The 13,159-nt window shown below is 53.0% G+C and carries 15 protein-coding genes and 1 pseudogene; 13 read left to right on the top strand and 3 right to left on the bottom strand.

Annotation, left to right across the window (positions count from 1 at the left end):
- Positions 1-65: 65 nt before the first annotated feature.
- Complete coding sequence (locus K7397_RS09905; RefSeq protein WP_223067789.1) at positions 66-593, top strand: hypothetical protein; 528 nt, start codon at positions 66-68, stop codon at positions 591-593.
- Positions 594-949: 356 nt separating this feature from the next.
- On the opposite strand, the gene K7397_RS09910 is transcribed toward K7397_RS09905, so the two are convergent.
- Complete coding sequence (locus K7397_RS09910; RefSeq protein ID WP_223067790.1) at positions 950-1,216, bottom strand: helix-turn-helix domain-containing protein; 267 nt, start codon at positions 1,214-1,216, stop codon at positions 950-952.
- A 150-nt stretch (positions 1,217-1,366) separates the two neighbouring features.
- Here K7397_RS09910 and K7397_RS09915 point away from each other — a divergent pair, with 150 nt between their 5' ends.
- Positions 1,367-1,666, top strand: coding sequence for a hypothetical protein (locus K7397_RS09915; protein ID WP_223067791.1), 300 nt, complete (start codon positions 1,367-1,369; stop codon positions 1,664-1,666).
- Positions 1,667-2,030: 364 nt separating this feature from the next.
- Here K7397_RS09915 and K7397_RS09920 read toward each other — a convergent pair whose 3' ends face one another.
- The gene (locus K7397_RS09920) at positions 2,031-2,255 is read right to left on the bottom strand and encodes a DUF1128 domain-containing protein (protein WP_223067792.1); all 225 of its coding nucleotides are present in this window, start codon (positions 2,253-2,255) and stop codon (positions 2,031-2,033) included.
- 136 nt (positions 2,256-2,391) lie between these two features.
- Between K7397_RS09920 and yyaC the strand changes: the two genes are divergently transcribed.
- From yyaC to K7397_RS09950, 6 genes are all read left to right on the top strand, one after another.
- On the top strand, positions 2,392-2,943 hold the full coding sequence (gene yyaC, locus K7397_RS09925) for a spore protease YyaC (RefSeq protein WP_223067793.1): 552 nt from the start codon (positions 2,392-2,394) through the stop codon (positions 2,941-2,943).
- Positions 2,944-3,026: 83 nt separating this feature from the next.
- Positions 3,027-3,821, top strand: a complete 795-nt coding sequence (locus tag K7397_RS09930; protein WP_223067794.1) for an alpha/beta fold hydrolase — start codon at positions 3,027-3,029, stop codon at positions 3,819-3,821.
- A 280-nt stretch (positions 3,822-4,101) separates the two neighbouring features.
- A complete protein-coding gene (locus K7397_RS09935; RefSeq protein WP_223067795.1) occupies positions 4,102-4,749 on the top strand; it encodes a DUF6483 family protein in 648 nt (215 codons plus the stop codon).
- A 100-nt stretch (positions 4,750-4,849) separates the two neighbouring features.
- The gene (locus K7397_RS09940; protein ID WP_223067796.1) at positions 4,850-5,668 is read left to right on the top strand and encodes a PhzF family phenazine biosynthesis protein; all 819 of its coding nucleotides are present in this window, start codon (positions 4,850-4,852) and stop codon (positions 5,666-5,668) included.
- A gap of 30 nt (positions 5,669-5,698) precedes the next feature.
- Entirely contained in the window at positions 5,699-6,871 is a 1,173-nt protein-coding gene (locus tag K7397_RS09945; RefSeq protein WP_237690816.1) for a class I SAM-dependent methyltransferase, read from the top strand.
- An 807-nt stretch (positions 6,872-7,678) separates the two neighbouring features.
- Positions 7,679-9,814, top strand: coding sequence for an O-antigen ligase family protein (locus K7397_RS09950; RefSeq protein WP_237690825.1), 2,136 nt, complete (start codon positions 7,679-7,681; stop codon positions 9,812-9,814).
- Here the strand turns inward: K7397_RS09950 and K7397_RS09955 are convergent.
- Positions 9,811-10,125, bottom strand: a complete 315-nt coding sequence (locus K7397_RS09955; protein WP_223067799.1) for a dehydrogenase — start codon at positions 10,123-10,125, stop codon at positions 9,811-9,813. The two genes, K7397_RS09950 and K7397_RS09955, sit on opposite strands and share 4 nt — an antisense overlap.
- Positions 10,126-10,283: 158 nt before the next feature.
- Here K7397_RS09955 and uptA point away from each other — a divergent pair, with 158 nt between their 5' ends.
- From uptA to K7397_RS09980, 5 genes and pseudogenes are all read left to right on the top strand, one after another.
- A complete protein-coding gene (gene uptA, locus K7397_RS09960) occupies positions 10,284-10,898 on the top strand; it encodes an undecaprenyl phosphate transporter UptA (RefSeq protein WP_475599353.1) in 615 nt (204 codons plus the stop codon).
- 1 nt (position 10,899) lies between these two features.
- Positions 10,900-11,472: a thioredoxin family protein gene (locus K7397_RS09965; protein WP_223067800.1), complete on the top strand. Its 573-nt coding sequence runs from the start codon at positions 10,900-10,902 to the stop codon at positions 11,470-11,472.
- 4 nt (positions 11,473-11,476) lie between these two features.
- Positions 11,477-12,106, top strand: a complete 630-nt coding sequence (locus K7397_RS09970; RefSeq protein WP_223067801.1) for an MBL fold metallo-hydrolase — start codon at positions 11,477-11,479, stop codon at positions 12,104-12,106.
- A gap of 216 nt (positions 12,107-12,322) precedes the next feature.
- Positions 12,323-12,526, top strand: a complete 204-nt coding sequence (locus tag K7397_RS09975) for a hypothetical protein (protein ID WP_223067802.1) — start codon at positions 12,323-12,325, stop codon at positions 12,524-12,526.
- A 234-nt stretch (positions 12,527-12,760) separates the two neighbouring features.
- Positions 12,761-13,083: pseudogene (locus tag K7397_RS09980) on the top strand (transposase).
- Positions 13,084-13,159: the final 76 nt, after the last annotated feature.

Consider the following 13,159-nt stretch of genomic DNA (forward strand, 5'->3'; position numbering starts at 1 on the left):
TAGACGAATAGTCGCAGCACAGGAGCGATTCGACGGCACTAAAACGCAATGAAGTGGGTGATAGCGTGGGAACCTCATTTGCCAACATTCAAGTTCATAGTCAAGATATACAGGCGGTCCAATCTGTGTTGAGATTAATATCTGATAGTGAATTAGAAAAGTTTGCTTTGGGTATTTTTGGTGATTGGATATCTATATTAGGCAATACGCTTAGTTGGGAAACGGTTGGAGAACTGGGTGAAGAGCTGTCGAGGAGAATTGTTCAACCAGTAGGGGCTCTTGGTTATTTTGATGATGATGTTTTGACCTGGCGTTTCTATCAAAATGGACAAGAGATTAAAGTAATAACTGCAGGACAAAACTTAGATGAGTACGGATTAGAATATACCCCCATAGATATTTCCTTTATTACCGATTTTTTTAAAGTATTGCAACTCACAGAGGATGATTATAAATCAATCCTCAATACTAATGACGAGATGAATTTAGTAATTGAAGAACTTGAAGAGCTGTTAGGTATACCATTGTGGATGAAATACGATTGGGTGAAGGAGGATGAAGATCTGAAAAAATTTTATCCAGTGATGGTATAATTCTGAATTTTAATAGCGCACATCATCTAATCAGACTGGGTTTGTGTTAGGTTTAAATTTGCGCTACCTAGTCTTTTTTCTTAACTAAACTTTCGCAGTATGCAACAGTATATACTTACGGAAAAAATAATCAGTGCAGACTGGAACCGGCTAGTTTCAGATAGAACTTAAAGTTTTAATGCCACAATCAGACTAATACTCGTATTGTGGTTTCTTTTTACTGCGTATCTCCCGCCCAATACTGAATGATCCATTAGTCAATCAATAACCGAATAAAATACAAATTACAAGCAAAGACCTATGTCGACTCGAACCAGAAGTCAACCTAGGTCTTTTCACTGAATAATAGGTGCTATCTATGGCTCGCTGTCATTTGATTTTTCATGGAGTGAAATTTGTTTCCCTAGTTCAACTTCATACAGTCGCACCAGGTCAGACGCTTTGATATTAACTGCTTGAGCAATAGACATTAATGAACTTAGACTTGGTTGATGAATACCGCGCTCCAACATGGAAATATAAGTTCTGTCTAAGTTGCTCCGAAAAGCTAATTCTTCTTGGCTAATATCATTTTTAATACGAAGGGCTTTGAGGACTTTGCCAAATACAGATTCTGGATTCAAAGGATCAACCTCGTTTTATCCCCATATTGACGTACATTTTGATACAAAAACACGTAGTATACTCTACAAAATGGTTTATATTTACACATTCTTGTGTTATGATCTGTTTATTGAAGATATCCAAAATTCGTCAATTTAAAGGGGCGGATAATGACCAAAAGAAAATTAGCTATGAGTATATTAGCCATCATCATCTTGCTGGAGGTAGGCTATTACTTGTTGTATCTAAAGCCATCCAATGATGCTGTCCTGACTATGACAGACCTCCACAACGATGCCAAAATGCAACAAATATTTGAAAGGGAGCTTGATGATTTAAAGAATGGAGATGCAAGACGAGCCCGATTCAAATACATCTGGGAACTACCGTCATTGTGGGATTCATTATTGCATCAGCCCTACCTAACCGAAGAATTTGAAAAAAAACATCGAGTGTGTTTATATGTCTAGCTTACAGCCATGTAAAACTTCACAATAACCATTCTGCTTCACCTTGAAGTGAACGGCATCCATGAAGACAACTGGGATATAAGCTTGCAAGTTGTTAAGAGTGTAGTTTCGGGCATTGAAAATTATCTTGTTCAAAACCACAATGCGATTGTTTTATCCATTAGGTAGATAATCAAAAAGGGCATCTTAAAGCAGCAACTGCTTCCCAGTTAAATACCGGGAAGCAGTTGTTTAATTTTTCAAAAATCTATGGTTGGACCGTCTCCAAAAAAAGTAAACACCTTGCATCCCTTTTGGATGGCAATTTGACCGGCCACAGTGCATTACCAGCCCGCCATTTGGCGGGCCTGGCTTCTGGCTGAAATTATTTTCCCCGAAGCTGCCCCAGCTCAGTGGCCAAAGCTTCCACTTCGGATATGCTCAGCCGTTCTTTGCTCATGACAATTTCATATACTTCAAGGATATCGTCATAACGCTCCACGGAAAAAGCCGATGACTGCATGGCAGCGCCTGTAGCCATTCTAAGCTTGTTCTTGATCGCTTCAATCATATACTCTACATTTTCCTGTGTTTTTTGAGTCAAATCCACCCGCGTTCATCCTTTCCATTTAAGCGTGCTCTGTTCGTATTGTACCATGGCCATGAGGGGGATACACTATTTTGTGATCTTTCCGAAGATCGGTTACAATAATCGAACAAGACATGGAAAAGAGGAGAGCTGCCTTATGACAACCTACCGGGATACGGATGGGCAGGGGGGAATTGCTGTCCGGGAAAAGGTAGGCGGAGAGCGCCTCGAAGGATTCTTTCGGGATATTCTGACGCATCATCCTGCGGACAGCATTGTTTTTGTCTGCATCGGAACCGACCGTTCCACGGGCGATGCGCTCGGGCCGCTGACAGGCAGCCGGCTTAGGGAATACGGGATTTCGTCCGTGATCGGCACGCTGCCGGAGCCGTGTGATGCGGATAACCTGAAGCAAAAGCTCTTATCCGTTCCAGAGGACAAAACCGTGATCGCAATCGACGCTTGTCTGGGCTCCGAACATTCTGTCGGTTCTTATCTTATATCATCCTCGCCATTGCTTCCGGCAGAGTCTGTAGGCGGCAAGTTGCCGGCCGTCGGAGACTACAGCATTGCAGCTGTCGTTAACCGTAATGGCCCGAGGCCTTATCAGGCTCTTCAGGTGACATCCCTTTACCGGGTAATGAAGATGGCTGATGAAATTGCCGCAGCGGCCGCAGCCGCTTTTAAAAGGATAAGGGATATAACCTGACGAACGTTTCAGAGGTACAGATTATGGCTTAATAATAGTAGTAGTTATCTATTCGAGTACATAGACGAAAGAGGGCTGAGATTATGGAACGTGCAACCGTTAATGGCATAAAAATGGCTTACGAGGACCAGGGAGCAGGAGAAGTGATCGTTCTGCTTCACGGATTCTGCGGCAGCTCCGCATATTGGGATTGGATTCTGCCGATTCTCTCCAAGCATTATCGCTGCATTGCGCCCGACCTTCGCGGCCACGGCTCTACCGATGCGCCGCTTGGCGCCTACACCATAGAGCAGATGGCGGATGACGTGGCGCTGCTCCTCGATTCGCTCGGCATTGAGCGTTGTATACTTCTGGGCCACTCCATGGGCGGATATGTGACTTTATCGCTTGCTCAGCGGTACCCGTCCAAGTTGAACGGGTTCGGCCTTATTCACTCCACGGCTTATCCGGACAGCGAAGAGGCCAAAGAGAAGCGGCTGAAGGCTGTGGCGGCCGTGCAATCGGGGATTTCAGATTTTATTGACGGGCTGGTGCCCGGCTTGTTCTCCGCCGAAAATGCGGCCTCCATGACCGAAGCGGTTAATTTGGCCCGCCAAATCGGTTACCGTACGCCGCCCCAAGGAGCTGCCGGAGCTTCTCTGGCCATGCGTGAACGCGTTGACCGCAGAGATGTGCTCTCCACATCCCCGCTTCCTGTACTGCTCGTTGCCGGGGAACAGGACAACGTTGTTCCGATTGAGCGGACATTTACGGCGGACGGCAGCAATGTGACCAAATCGGTGATTAAAGGCGCCGGGCATATGAGCATGTATGAAGCTCCCGAGCAGCTTGCCGCCGTGATCGAGGATTTTGTCCGCAGCATTCGCGTTTCCGAATAAGCGAAATAAAGAGAGATCTGGAATACATTCCGAAATCTCGTAATGAACTAGAAGCATACAAATTGGCAGGCCAAGAGGAACGTGTTGGTTTGCCAATTCTTTTTTTGCCCGAAAACTTTGTTGGGAATGATTGGAACCTCCATCCGGCGATGAGTGAAGCGTCTGTTTGCGAGACGACTGGCAAATGCCCCCTAAATGGCTTACAATTTGAGACAAGCGCACAAATGGACTAAAGGGGAAGAAAGCCCGCGAGGACAAGCGGCGGCAGGAGGCAGATCTAATGTTAAGAAGAGATTATTTGGTTCGCATGATTGAAGAAATGACCGATGTGCTTGGCACCGTCTTCAGCTTGAAGCAGCAGAAGAAGCATACCGAAGCGCTTTGGGAGATGGATGAGCTGTACAAAAGGCAGTTCCGTCTGAACGGCCAGCTGCTGAATTCGCTGTCGGTGAAGGACATCATTGATATGTTCCGGCTGGGAGATAAAGTAGAGGCAGACAAGCTCCAGAGCATGGCCCGCCTGATGAAGGAGGAGGGTCTGGTCCATCTGGAGATGAAGCAGACGGATGAAGGACTTATGCGCCTTATGAAAGCTCTCCACTTATTTATATATTCCTCCTTTCACGGAGCGGACAAAGAGCTCTGGAACGTCGACCGGGAGGTCGGCGAGGTGCTGGATGCCATAAAGGGCTACCGTCCGCCTGCGGATACGGAAAAGCTGCTGTTTCGTTACGAAGAGCAGGAAGGCAGATACGACAAGGCGGAGGACGTGCTGTTCAGGCTGAAGCAGGACGGAGAAGTCGGGAATGAGGAAGCGTCGGCTTTCTATAGCAGGCTGCTTCAGCTTGACGATGAGGCCCTGGAACGCGGAGGACTTCCCCGGGAGGAAGTGCTCGAAGGACTTCAGGAAGTTCAGTCGAAGCAGTAAGGTAAGGGAAGGTTAGGGAAGTTACCGGTCATCGGACGTTAGTCCCTGCAGAATCTTGGGGAGTCTGCTGCTCTCAGTCATTTTTTTTGGAGGAGAACATATGGAAATTTATACTGTTGATGCATTTGCCGCCCGTCCGTTCGGCGGAAATCCGGCAGCCGTTTGTGTTTGTGAACAGCCTATGGAAACGGCGCTCATGCAGCAGATTGCCAAAGAGATGAATCTTTCGGAAACAGCTTTTTTGACCAAAGTGGAGGAGGGCTACCGGCTTCGCTGGTTTACCCCGGCCGCGGAGGTTAAGCTCTGCGGGCATGCCACCTTGGCCAGCGCCCATATTTTATGGGAAACGGGAAGGCTCGGAGCCGGAGAAGTTGCGCGGTTCCATACGCTTAGCGGGGTGCTGACCGCCAGCAAGCGCAGCGGATTCATTGAACTGGATTTTCCGGCTCGTCCCTCGAAACAGGCCGAAGGAGAAGAAGCGGCATTCGCGCAGGCGCTGCGGATTGGCTCGGACTCCATTTCCGGCATTTTTCGGTACGGCGAAGATGTGCTCATCGAGCTGGACTCCGAGCGGACCGTACGGACGCTGACACCCGATTTTGCGGCGCTGCTTGGCGTGCCTGCCCGGGGGATCGCCGTTACGGCGAAGAGCGATTCGGATGCATATGACATCGTCTCGAGATTTTTTGCTCCGAGGGTCGGGGTGAACGAGGATCCGGTAACCGGTTCGGCTCACTGCGGACTTGCACCGTATTGGGCGGAGCGTCTTGGCAAAAATAAGCTTAAGGCGTTTCAGGCGTCAGCACGCGGTGGAGAGCTGGAGCTAGAACTTGCGGCCGACCGGGTGAAAATCGGCGGGAAGGCGGTTACCGTGCTGCGGGGGAAGCTGGACGTCTCGTTCCTGTCTTCTTTTGCATGAAATTTTAGCATGAAAGGTAGCGTATTACAGATGGAAACATTGCGGAAGCTTATACATCAAATCGCGGAGGAAGGCGGACTTATCTCGGCCACGCTCAGTCAACGCCGCAATAAATCGGAGGAACAGGCGTATACCAAGGTTCAGATCAAGCCTGTTGAATTGAAAGGTCAGCTCCACTATCAGCTGGCGTATTATTTTTCCAATAAAGTAACGCATGAAAATATACTCCCCGCACTCCTCGAGGAACGCCTTGCGGAGCTGTTCGAAACGACCTTCCGCCAGGCGCTTCTGTGTACGGTGGACGCGGACTACCAGGTGCTTATTAGCAAGAAATTCAAGGTGTCGATCCTCACCAAGGCTCCGAGCAAAACGGCAGGCTCCTTAAGCCACAACCGGAAAAAACAATATATTCTGGAAGAAGGACAAGCTGTGCCTTTCCTCGTTGAACTTGGCATCATGAACGAGGACGGGAAGGTTTTTGCGAAACGGTTTGATAAGTTCAGACAGATCAATCGTTTTCTGGAAATGATTCAGGATGTGGCCGGCGATCTTCCCCAGGATCGGCCTGTGACAATTGTCGACTTCGGATGCGGCAAATCGTATCTGACCTTCGCCTTGTATCATTATTTGTCGGTGGAACGGCGAATGCGGCTGAATGTTGTCGGACTGGACCTGAAGGCGGATGTGATCGAACGCTGCAGTGTGCTGGCGAATAAGCTCGGATACGAAAATTTGCGTTTTCTTGTCGGCGACATTGCCGACTATGACGAATTAAGCCGCGTGGATATGGTAGTCACTCTTCATGCTTGCGACACGGCAACCGATGCGGCGCTGGAGAAGGCCGTTCGCTGGAACGCTTCGGTCATTCTGTCTGTGCCGTGCTGCCAGCATGAGCTGATGGGTCAGGTGAAATCGCCTGTGCTGGATCCTCTGCTTTCGCACGGCATTCTTAAGGAGCGTTTTTCAGCGCTTGCCACGGATGCGATCCGGGCCAAGCTGCTGGATATTATGGGGTACCGGACGCAGCTGCTGGAATTTATCGATATGGAGCACACTCCGAAAAATATTATGATCCGCGCCGTGAAAGGCTCCTCCGGCGACCGTGAGGGGCTGTGGAAGGAATACGTTCAGTTCCGCCAGTTCCTCAGCGCATTGCCATACCTGGAGAATGCTTGCCGGGATCTGTTGCCGAAGGCGGATTGAAATAAAATAAAAGAACAGCGGGCCAGGGGTTATGAAAGGGTTGCCTGTACACAAAGAAGTCAACACTGTTAAGGGTTGGCTTTTTTGTGTTCTGTACGTATAGTTCGGGGCATACCAAGGAACAAAAACAAGCCTTCCTCATGCCGGATTGCCGAAAGGGGAAGCCAGGGAATGGAATCACGCGCATCCATAACATCGACGGCCGCTGCGGCGGCTTTGACCGCAACAGGGCTTGCAGCCTGCCTGCAGACCGGCTTTTATTTCAGCCGGTCCCTGTATGTGCCGGCGGGCCTATGGCTTGGGGCAGGGGCGCTGCTTCTGCTGCGCCGCGCCTGCGCAGGCCGCCGCATGGCGGCTGCGGCGGGGAGCGCCAAAGGCGCAGGGGGGCGACGCTACGCGGCGCGCACGGCGCTTGCAGCGGGGGAGACCAAAGCCGCGAGGGGACGGCCGCACGCGGCAGGCACGGCGCTTGCAGCGGGGCCGGCGCTACTCGCCGCGCTGTATGCGGCACGGCTGGCGGCCGGGCCGCTGTCTGCGCAGGCCACCGCGGACGCGCTGCTGCGCTGGAGCTGGCTCGCCGCCATGGCAGCGGCGCTGGGATGTGCCGCCGCTCATCCTCGCGGCCGTGCGCTGCTGCGCGCAGGCTGGGGCCTGATGGGCCTGCTGCTGGCGGCGTCGGCGCTGGCGGCCTTGTACGGCCTGCTGCCGCTTCCCTTTGCCGTGCTGCGCACCGCCGACAGCGGCATAGCCGCCTCCGGCGCCCGGCTCGGCGGGCTGCTGCAGTACCCCAACACCTTCGGCGCCGTCATGGCCGCCTTTGTGCTGCAGCAGCTTCTCCGCCTCGCCGGGCTGCCTGCCACCGCGCCGCTATGGCAGCGGCTTGCGGCGGCCTTGCCGGCGCTGCCCTACGCGCTCTGCCTGCTGCTGAGCGAGTCGCGCGGCTCGTGGCTCGCCGCGGCCGCCGCATGGGCCCTCGCGGCGCTGCTGGCCTGCGGGGAAACGCGCCGCCGGCTGTGCGCGGCGAGCGGCCTGTTTCTGGCCGGCGGCGTCCTGCTGTACCGCCGCCTCATGCAGGCGGAGCTTGCGCCCGCGCCATGGCTGGGGCTGGCGGAGCTCGCCGCCGTGTGGGGCCTGGCGCTGCTGCTGGCGCTACCGCTTTGCCAGCTGGCCGGGCGGGGGCCGCGGCCTACGGGCCCTGGCCGCTCGCTCCTCGCGGCCCTCGGTGGCTTAGGCCCGCTTGTCTTCGCTGCGGGCTGCACCGCCGCGGCTTGCCTTATGCCTTTGGGCGGCAGCGAAGCGGCGGGCGGACTGCGAACAAGCTTGTCCACCCTGGGGGCCAGACAACTGATGTACCGCGACGGCTGGGAGCTGTTCAAGGAGGCCCCTTGGCTGGGACAGGGCGGGGAGACATGGCGCTCGGCTTACCGGAGTGTGCAGAGGGAGCCTTATGTCGGAGCGGTTATGCACAGCGGCTGGATGGATATTTTACTGAACCTGGGAACCATTGGACTGGTTATAACGCTTCTCTGGCTGGGACTATGCGGGTGGAACATGCTGCGAAATAGGAGCGAATGGCTTGCGCCCTTTGTCGTCCTGCTGTTTCACGCGTCGGTCGATTTGGATATGGCCTTTGGGCTGTACTGGCTTTTGCTGCTTTGGGCTGCCGCTCTGGGCCTTGTACATGTAGTGCCGGGCAGTGACCGTCAGAGCGCCGCTTGGCTGGGGGCTCGACTGGCCTCGCAGGGCCGCTTGCGCCGCAGGCTCCCGCAGCTGTCTGTCTGGCAGCCACTTGACTTGCTGTCTCCTGCCATGCCATCGCTAGATGTGCCACCGTCTGACCCGCTGTCGCCAGACGTGCCGTCGCTTGCACCATCTAACGTACTGCCGCCTAACGATCTGTCGCGAAATGAGCCGTCGGCTGCCGAGGTTTCACATGAAGGGCTTCCCTCTGGCGAGCTGTCGCCAGATACGCTGGCACCAGTCATGCCGCCGCTTAACATATCGCGTGACGCACTACGGCCTGCCGTGCTGCCGTCTAACCCGCTGTCGCTTGACGCTCTGCCCCCTGGCATGCAACCGCCAGCCGCGCCGCGTGACGCACTGCCACTTGGCGTTCAGCCGCCTAACATACCACCGCCAGCCGCACTGCCGCCAGCAGCGCTATCATCCCGCCGGCACCCCCGGCCACACTTTCGGCCGGGGCCGTTTTCCGCCGCAGGCAGAGCGCTGCGAAAGCCGGCAGTCTGCGTGCCGGGGCCGGCACGGCTCCGCCTGCCGACCCGCCTGCTTGCGGCGGTCATGGCCGCGGCTCTGGCCGTCATGAGCTTCGGCAGCTGGCAGATGCACCGGGCCGACCGGCTTTACCGCAGCGCGCTTCGCGCCGCCGAAGAGCCGTCTGCGGTGCATCGCCTCGAGAAGGCACTGGCGCTGAATCCGCTGCAGCCGGACATCAGGGAAGCGCTCGCCGAGAGGCTCGGTACGGATCGTTCCGTGCCGCTTCTGCGGCAGGGGATCCGCTACAATCCCAAGCGGCCCGAGCTCTATTGGCTTCTTGCGGACGCTTACGCAGCCCGGGGAGACAGGCGGGCAGCGGCTCTGTGGACTGAAGCTGCGCTGCTTGACCCTTTTGATCCCGTCAAGCAGACCGGGGCGCTGCGCGGTCTGACCGCTTTGACTGAGCTGAAGCGGGCTCATGGAAAAGGGCAAGAGGCGCGCAAGCTAGCCAAAGCCGGAATGGATTTGTACGGTCGTTACGCCGGACTCTATGCCAGTGTGCAGCGGCTGCAGGAGCTTCGGAACGACCGTGGTTTCAGGCTGACCGAAACTGCGCAGGAGCTGGCAAGAACGCTGGCTGTATACGCTGGCGAAGAAGAATCCGCTTTTAGCCGTCTTGCTTCCAATCGCCCAGATTTCAATCGCCGCTCCCGGCCACTGCCGCTTTAGGACCCGCAGAAAGCGGCGCGAAACGCGCGCTGAAGCTTGCCCGGGTCCACTTCCCAAAGGGCCGCCAATTCTTCGCTTACCGCTTCGTCCCACCAGTCGGCCAGGACCTTTCGGTTTTGCATGTTGTCGGCGATCCAGAGCAGATTGCCGATCACTTTTTTGTAATACAGCTCTTCTCCTGCGGCAATCTTGTCTTCCGGAATGTATACATTCATTCTTTTGATGGTCCGGTACAATTCTTTGCTGCAGCTCCTGCGAATTTTGCGCGGCGTGGGAAGGTGGCTTTGATGCTTCGGCGCCTGAAAGGGCATGCCGATCACTCCTTTCTTCTACCACAGCATATGCTCGTGCCTGAAGGTCGGTAACTGGTGCTCCATATCAAAGTAGAATGCATGTCCTCTCCTATGCTAGAATAGACTGGAGAATCTGAAGCTAATAGAATTTTCCTTGGGAGAGAGAGGGCCGTCTTGTGCACATCTTATCGGAAATTATTGACAAACTGCTGCTGTGGATTGAAGAGCTGGGGTATTTCGGGATTATGATCGGGCTCATGATCGAAATTATCCCGAGTGAAATTGTACTGGCCTACGGCGGATATCTGGTTTACCAGGGACACATTAATTTTATCGGGGCAGTACTTTTCGGCACGGTTGGCGGTGTGCTGGCGCAGCTGTTCATTTACTGGATTGGACGATATGGAGGAAGACCGATTCTGGAGAGGTACGGGAAATATATATTTATACATAAAAAACATATTGATGTCGCTGAATCGTGGTTTCTGAAGTACGGTACAGGCGTCATTTTTTCAGCCCGTTTCATTCCCGTTGCCCGTCACGCCATTTCCATTCCGGCCGGGATGGCGAAGATGAAGGTCGGCAAGTTCCTGCTGCTGACGACTTTGGCTGTACTTCCCTGGTCGATCCTGTTTATTGCCCTGGGCAGGGTGCTCGGCGAGCAATGGGAGAATATCGATGAGAAGGCCGCGCCTTACATCATGCCGATTTTGCTGAGCGCGGTTGCGCTTTTGATCGTATATTTTTTAATCAAATGGATGATATCCGGCAAGAAGAAAGGGGACGCTTGATATGAGCAAGAAGACCAATGTTTCCGGTAAATTCGGCAAAGGCTTGAAGCCTGCGGAATTTATGAACACCATGACAAAGAACAAAGAAACGTTCCGGGAATGGTACGACCGTTTTGAGTGGCCGAATGACAGCGACCGCGAGTTTTTTGAAAGCCTGAATCACCGCGACGATCTTCGCGTATTGATTCTGGCGGCGGACTGGTGCGGCGATGTAGTCCGCAATGTACCCGTCGTATTCCGGGCGCTTGAAATTTCCGGCATCCCGATGGAGGTGCTGATTCTGGAAGAGAATCAGGATACGATGGATCATTTTCTGACGATGGGCGGAAGATCCGTGCCGATCGTGATCGTGGCCGATACGGGCGGCGCGGTGCTGGGACATTGGGGCCCCCGCCCGAAGCATGTACAGGCGATCATGACCAAATTCAAGCAGGAGAACCCGGACCGGGAAGCTCCGGATTATGAAGCGAAAATCGCCGCTAGCCGGCAGGAAATGATGCGTGCTTACGGAGAAGGAACGGAAGTTCATGCGGTGATCGTAGCCGAGCTGCGCGAGCTTCTTTCGGGGGTGTAAGCGGGTGCTGAAGATTGAATCCTTTTCCTTGGGTCCGCTGCAGACAAACGCCTATCTTCTTCAGGGAGAAGAGGAAGGGAAAGCCGTAATCATTGATCCGGGCATGAACCCGGCCCCGTTGATCCGCCGGATCGAGCATTTGGACATCGAGGCGATTTTGCTGACGCATGCCCATTTTGACCATATCGGCGGTGTTGAAGAGATTCGCAAAGCCAAGGGCTGTCCCGTTTATCTGCATTCGCTTGAAGCCGGGTGGCTCACTTCTCCGAAACTGAACGGATCGCTGCTTTGGCCGCAGGTTTCCGGACCTATTGCGACAGATGAGGCGGAATACGATCTCGCGGAAGGGCAGACCTTGTCTTTTATCGGCGAAACGTTCAAGGTGTATCATACCCCCGGCCACTCGCCGGGCAGTGTAAGCTTTTTGTGCGGCAAGCATTTATTCTCGGGAGACGTTCTGTTCCGGGCTGGAGTTGGCCGAACCGATCTGCCGGGCGGACGCGAGAATGATCTGATTGATTCGATTCGGCTCAAGCTGTACCGTTTTGAAGACGATGTGACCGTATACCCCGGACACGGACCGAGAACGACGGTAGGCTATGAGCGAACGCATAATCCGTATGTCCCCGAATAGAAAATAGGCCTTGCCTAGCGAAAAACGTCAAAATTAGATAGACAGGGACGACATCATTTGCTAGGATAATAAGTAATAGAATTTGTTTTATAACGCGAAGCACGCAAGCTGTCGGAATTACTCCCGGTTTGCGTTCTTTTTTTGTCTTTTTTTGCTGCATCCATTTATTTGAGGCAGTGGCGCAGGTTGCCGATTCTGGAGGGGACAATCGTTAAGATGAATACGTTCGACGGTTTTGAGTGGTATCAACCGCATAGGGGACATAGGCAATCCAATCATTTTGGCATCAAGGGGAACACCCGCCTGGAGTACGGAGACCGCAAGGAATCCAACGCATTTTGGCGGCATATCATGCTCAGAGAGAGCGGAATTTCCCAGCCTTGGTATGAGCGGCTCCGGCAAAGAAGGGGCAAATACTGAAGCGTCGGTTTATGCCGGGCAGGCTAGATCCCGCATGAGCCATTTACAGATTTTCCGAACGGGGAAGCCCACTACGGTGCGATAGCACCCCCTTTAGGGGTGGGATGATAGTGAGGTCGGATACGAGTGCCACTAAAAACTGAAAGGTTTGTGGCGCTTCAAGTATCCGAAAATTTCACTCTTTTTTATTGCATGTCCGTTTCAGTTTATAAATAAAATGGATACAATGTGTATATGAACGAATATAGAAGAACAAACACAACCGTATCATTAATCAACTATCATTTCGTTTTTTGTCCCCGGTATAGAAGAAAAATATTCCTTCGTACTGATGTAGAGGAACGCTTTAAACAGTTGGTACAAGAAATATGCGAAGAATTGAAAATTGTCATTGTTGCTTTAGAGTGTGACAAAGTTCTAAAAAGTTAAGAGAGGAATTTCCTCATCTAGGGCATTTGCCGAGCCTATGGACACGTTCCTATTTCGTATCTACCGCAGGGACGTACCCGAGCGCAACGATTAAGCGTTATGTTGAACAACAAAAAACAAGGGGGTGAATCGATTGATATTTGCCGAAAGGAGACTGAAATGTCACAAACGATAACGGTTAAAATCAAACTGCTTCCAACGAAA

The sequence above is a fragment of the Paenibacillus caui genome (assembly GCF_019904135.1).
In the GTDB taxonomy this organism is placed as follows: domain Bacteria; phylum Bacillota; class Bacilli; order Paenibacillales; family Paenibacillaceae; genus Fontibacillus; species Fontibacillus caui.

Coding starts and splice junctions, on each gene's coding strand:
- K7397_RS09950 (WP_237690825.1), top strand. CDS start 7,679: ATGGCCGCCTTTGTGCTGCAGCAGCTTCTCCGCCTCGCCGGGCTGCCT.
- K7397_RS09915 (WP_223067791.1), top strand. CDS start 1,367: ATGACCAAAAGAAAATTAGCTATGAGTATATTAGCCATCATCATCTTG.
- K7397_RS09930 (WP_223067794.1), top strand. CDS start 3,027: ATGGAACGTGCAACCGTTAATGGCATAAAAATGGCTTACGAGGACCAG.
- K7397_RS09975 (WP_223067802.1), top strand. CDS start 12,323: ATGAATACGTTCGACGGTTTTGAGTGGTATCAACCGCATAGGGGACAT.
- K7397_RS09935 (WP_223067795.1), top strand. CDS start 4,102: ATGTTAAGAAGAGATTATTTGGTTCGCATGATTGAAGAAATGACCGAT.
- yyaC (WP_223067793.1), top strand. CDS start 2,392: ATGACAACCTACCGGGATACGGATGGGCAGGGGGGAATTGCTGTCCGG.
- K7397_RS09955 (WP_223067799.1), bottom strand. CDS start 10,125: ATGCCCTTTCAGGCGCCGAAGCATCAAAGCCACCTTCCCACGCCGCGC.
- K7397_RS09965 (WP_223067800.1), top strand. CDS start 10,900: ATGAGCAAGAAGACCAATGTTTCCGGTAAATTCGGCAAAGGCTTGAAG.
- K7397_RS09945 (WP_237690816.1), top strand. CDS start 5,699: ATGGAAACATTGCGGAAGCTTATACATCAAATCGCGGAGGAAGGCGGA.
- K7397_RS09940 (WP_223067796.1), top strand. CDS start 4,850: ATGGAAATTTATACTGTTGATGCATTTGCCGCCCGTCCGTTCGGCGGA.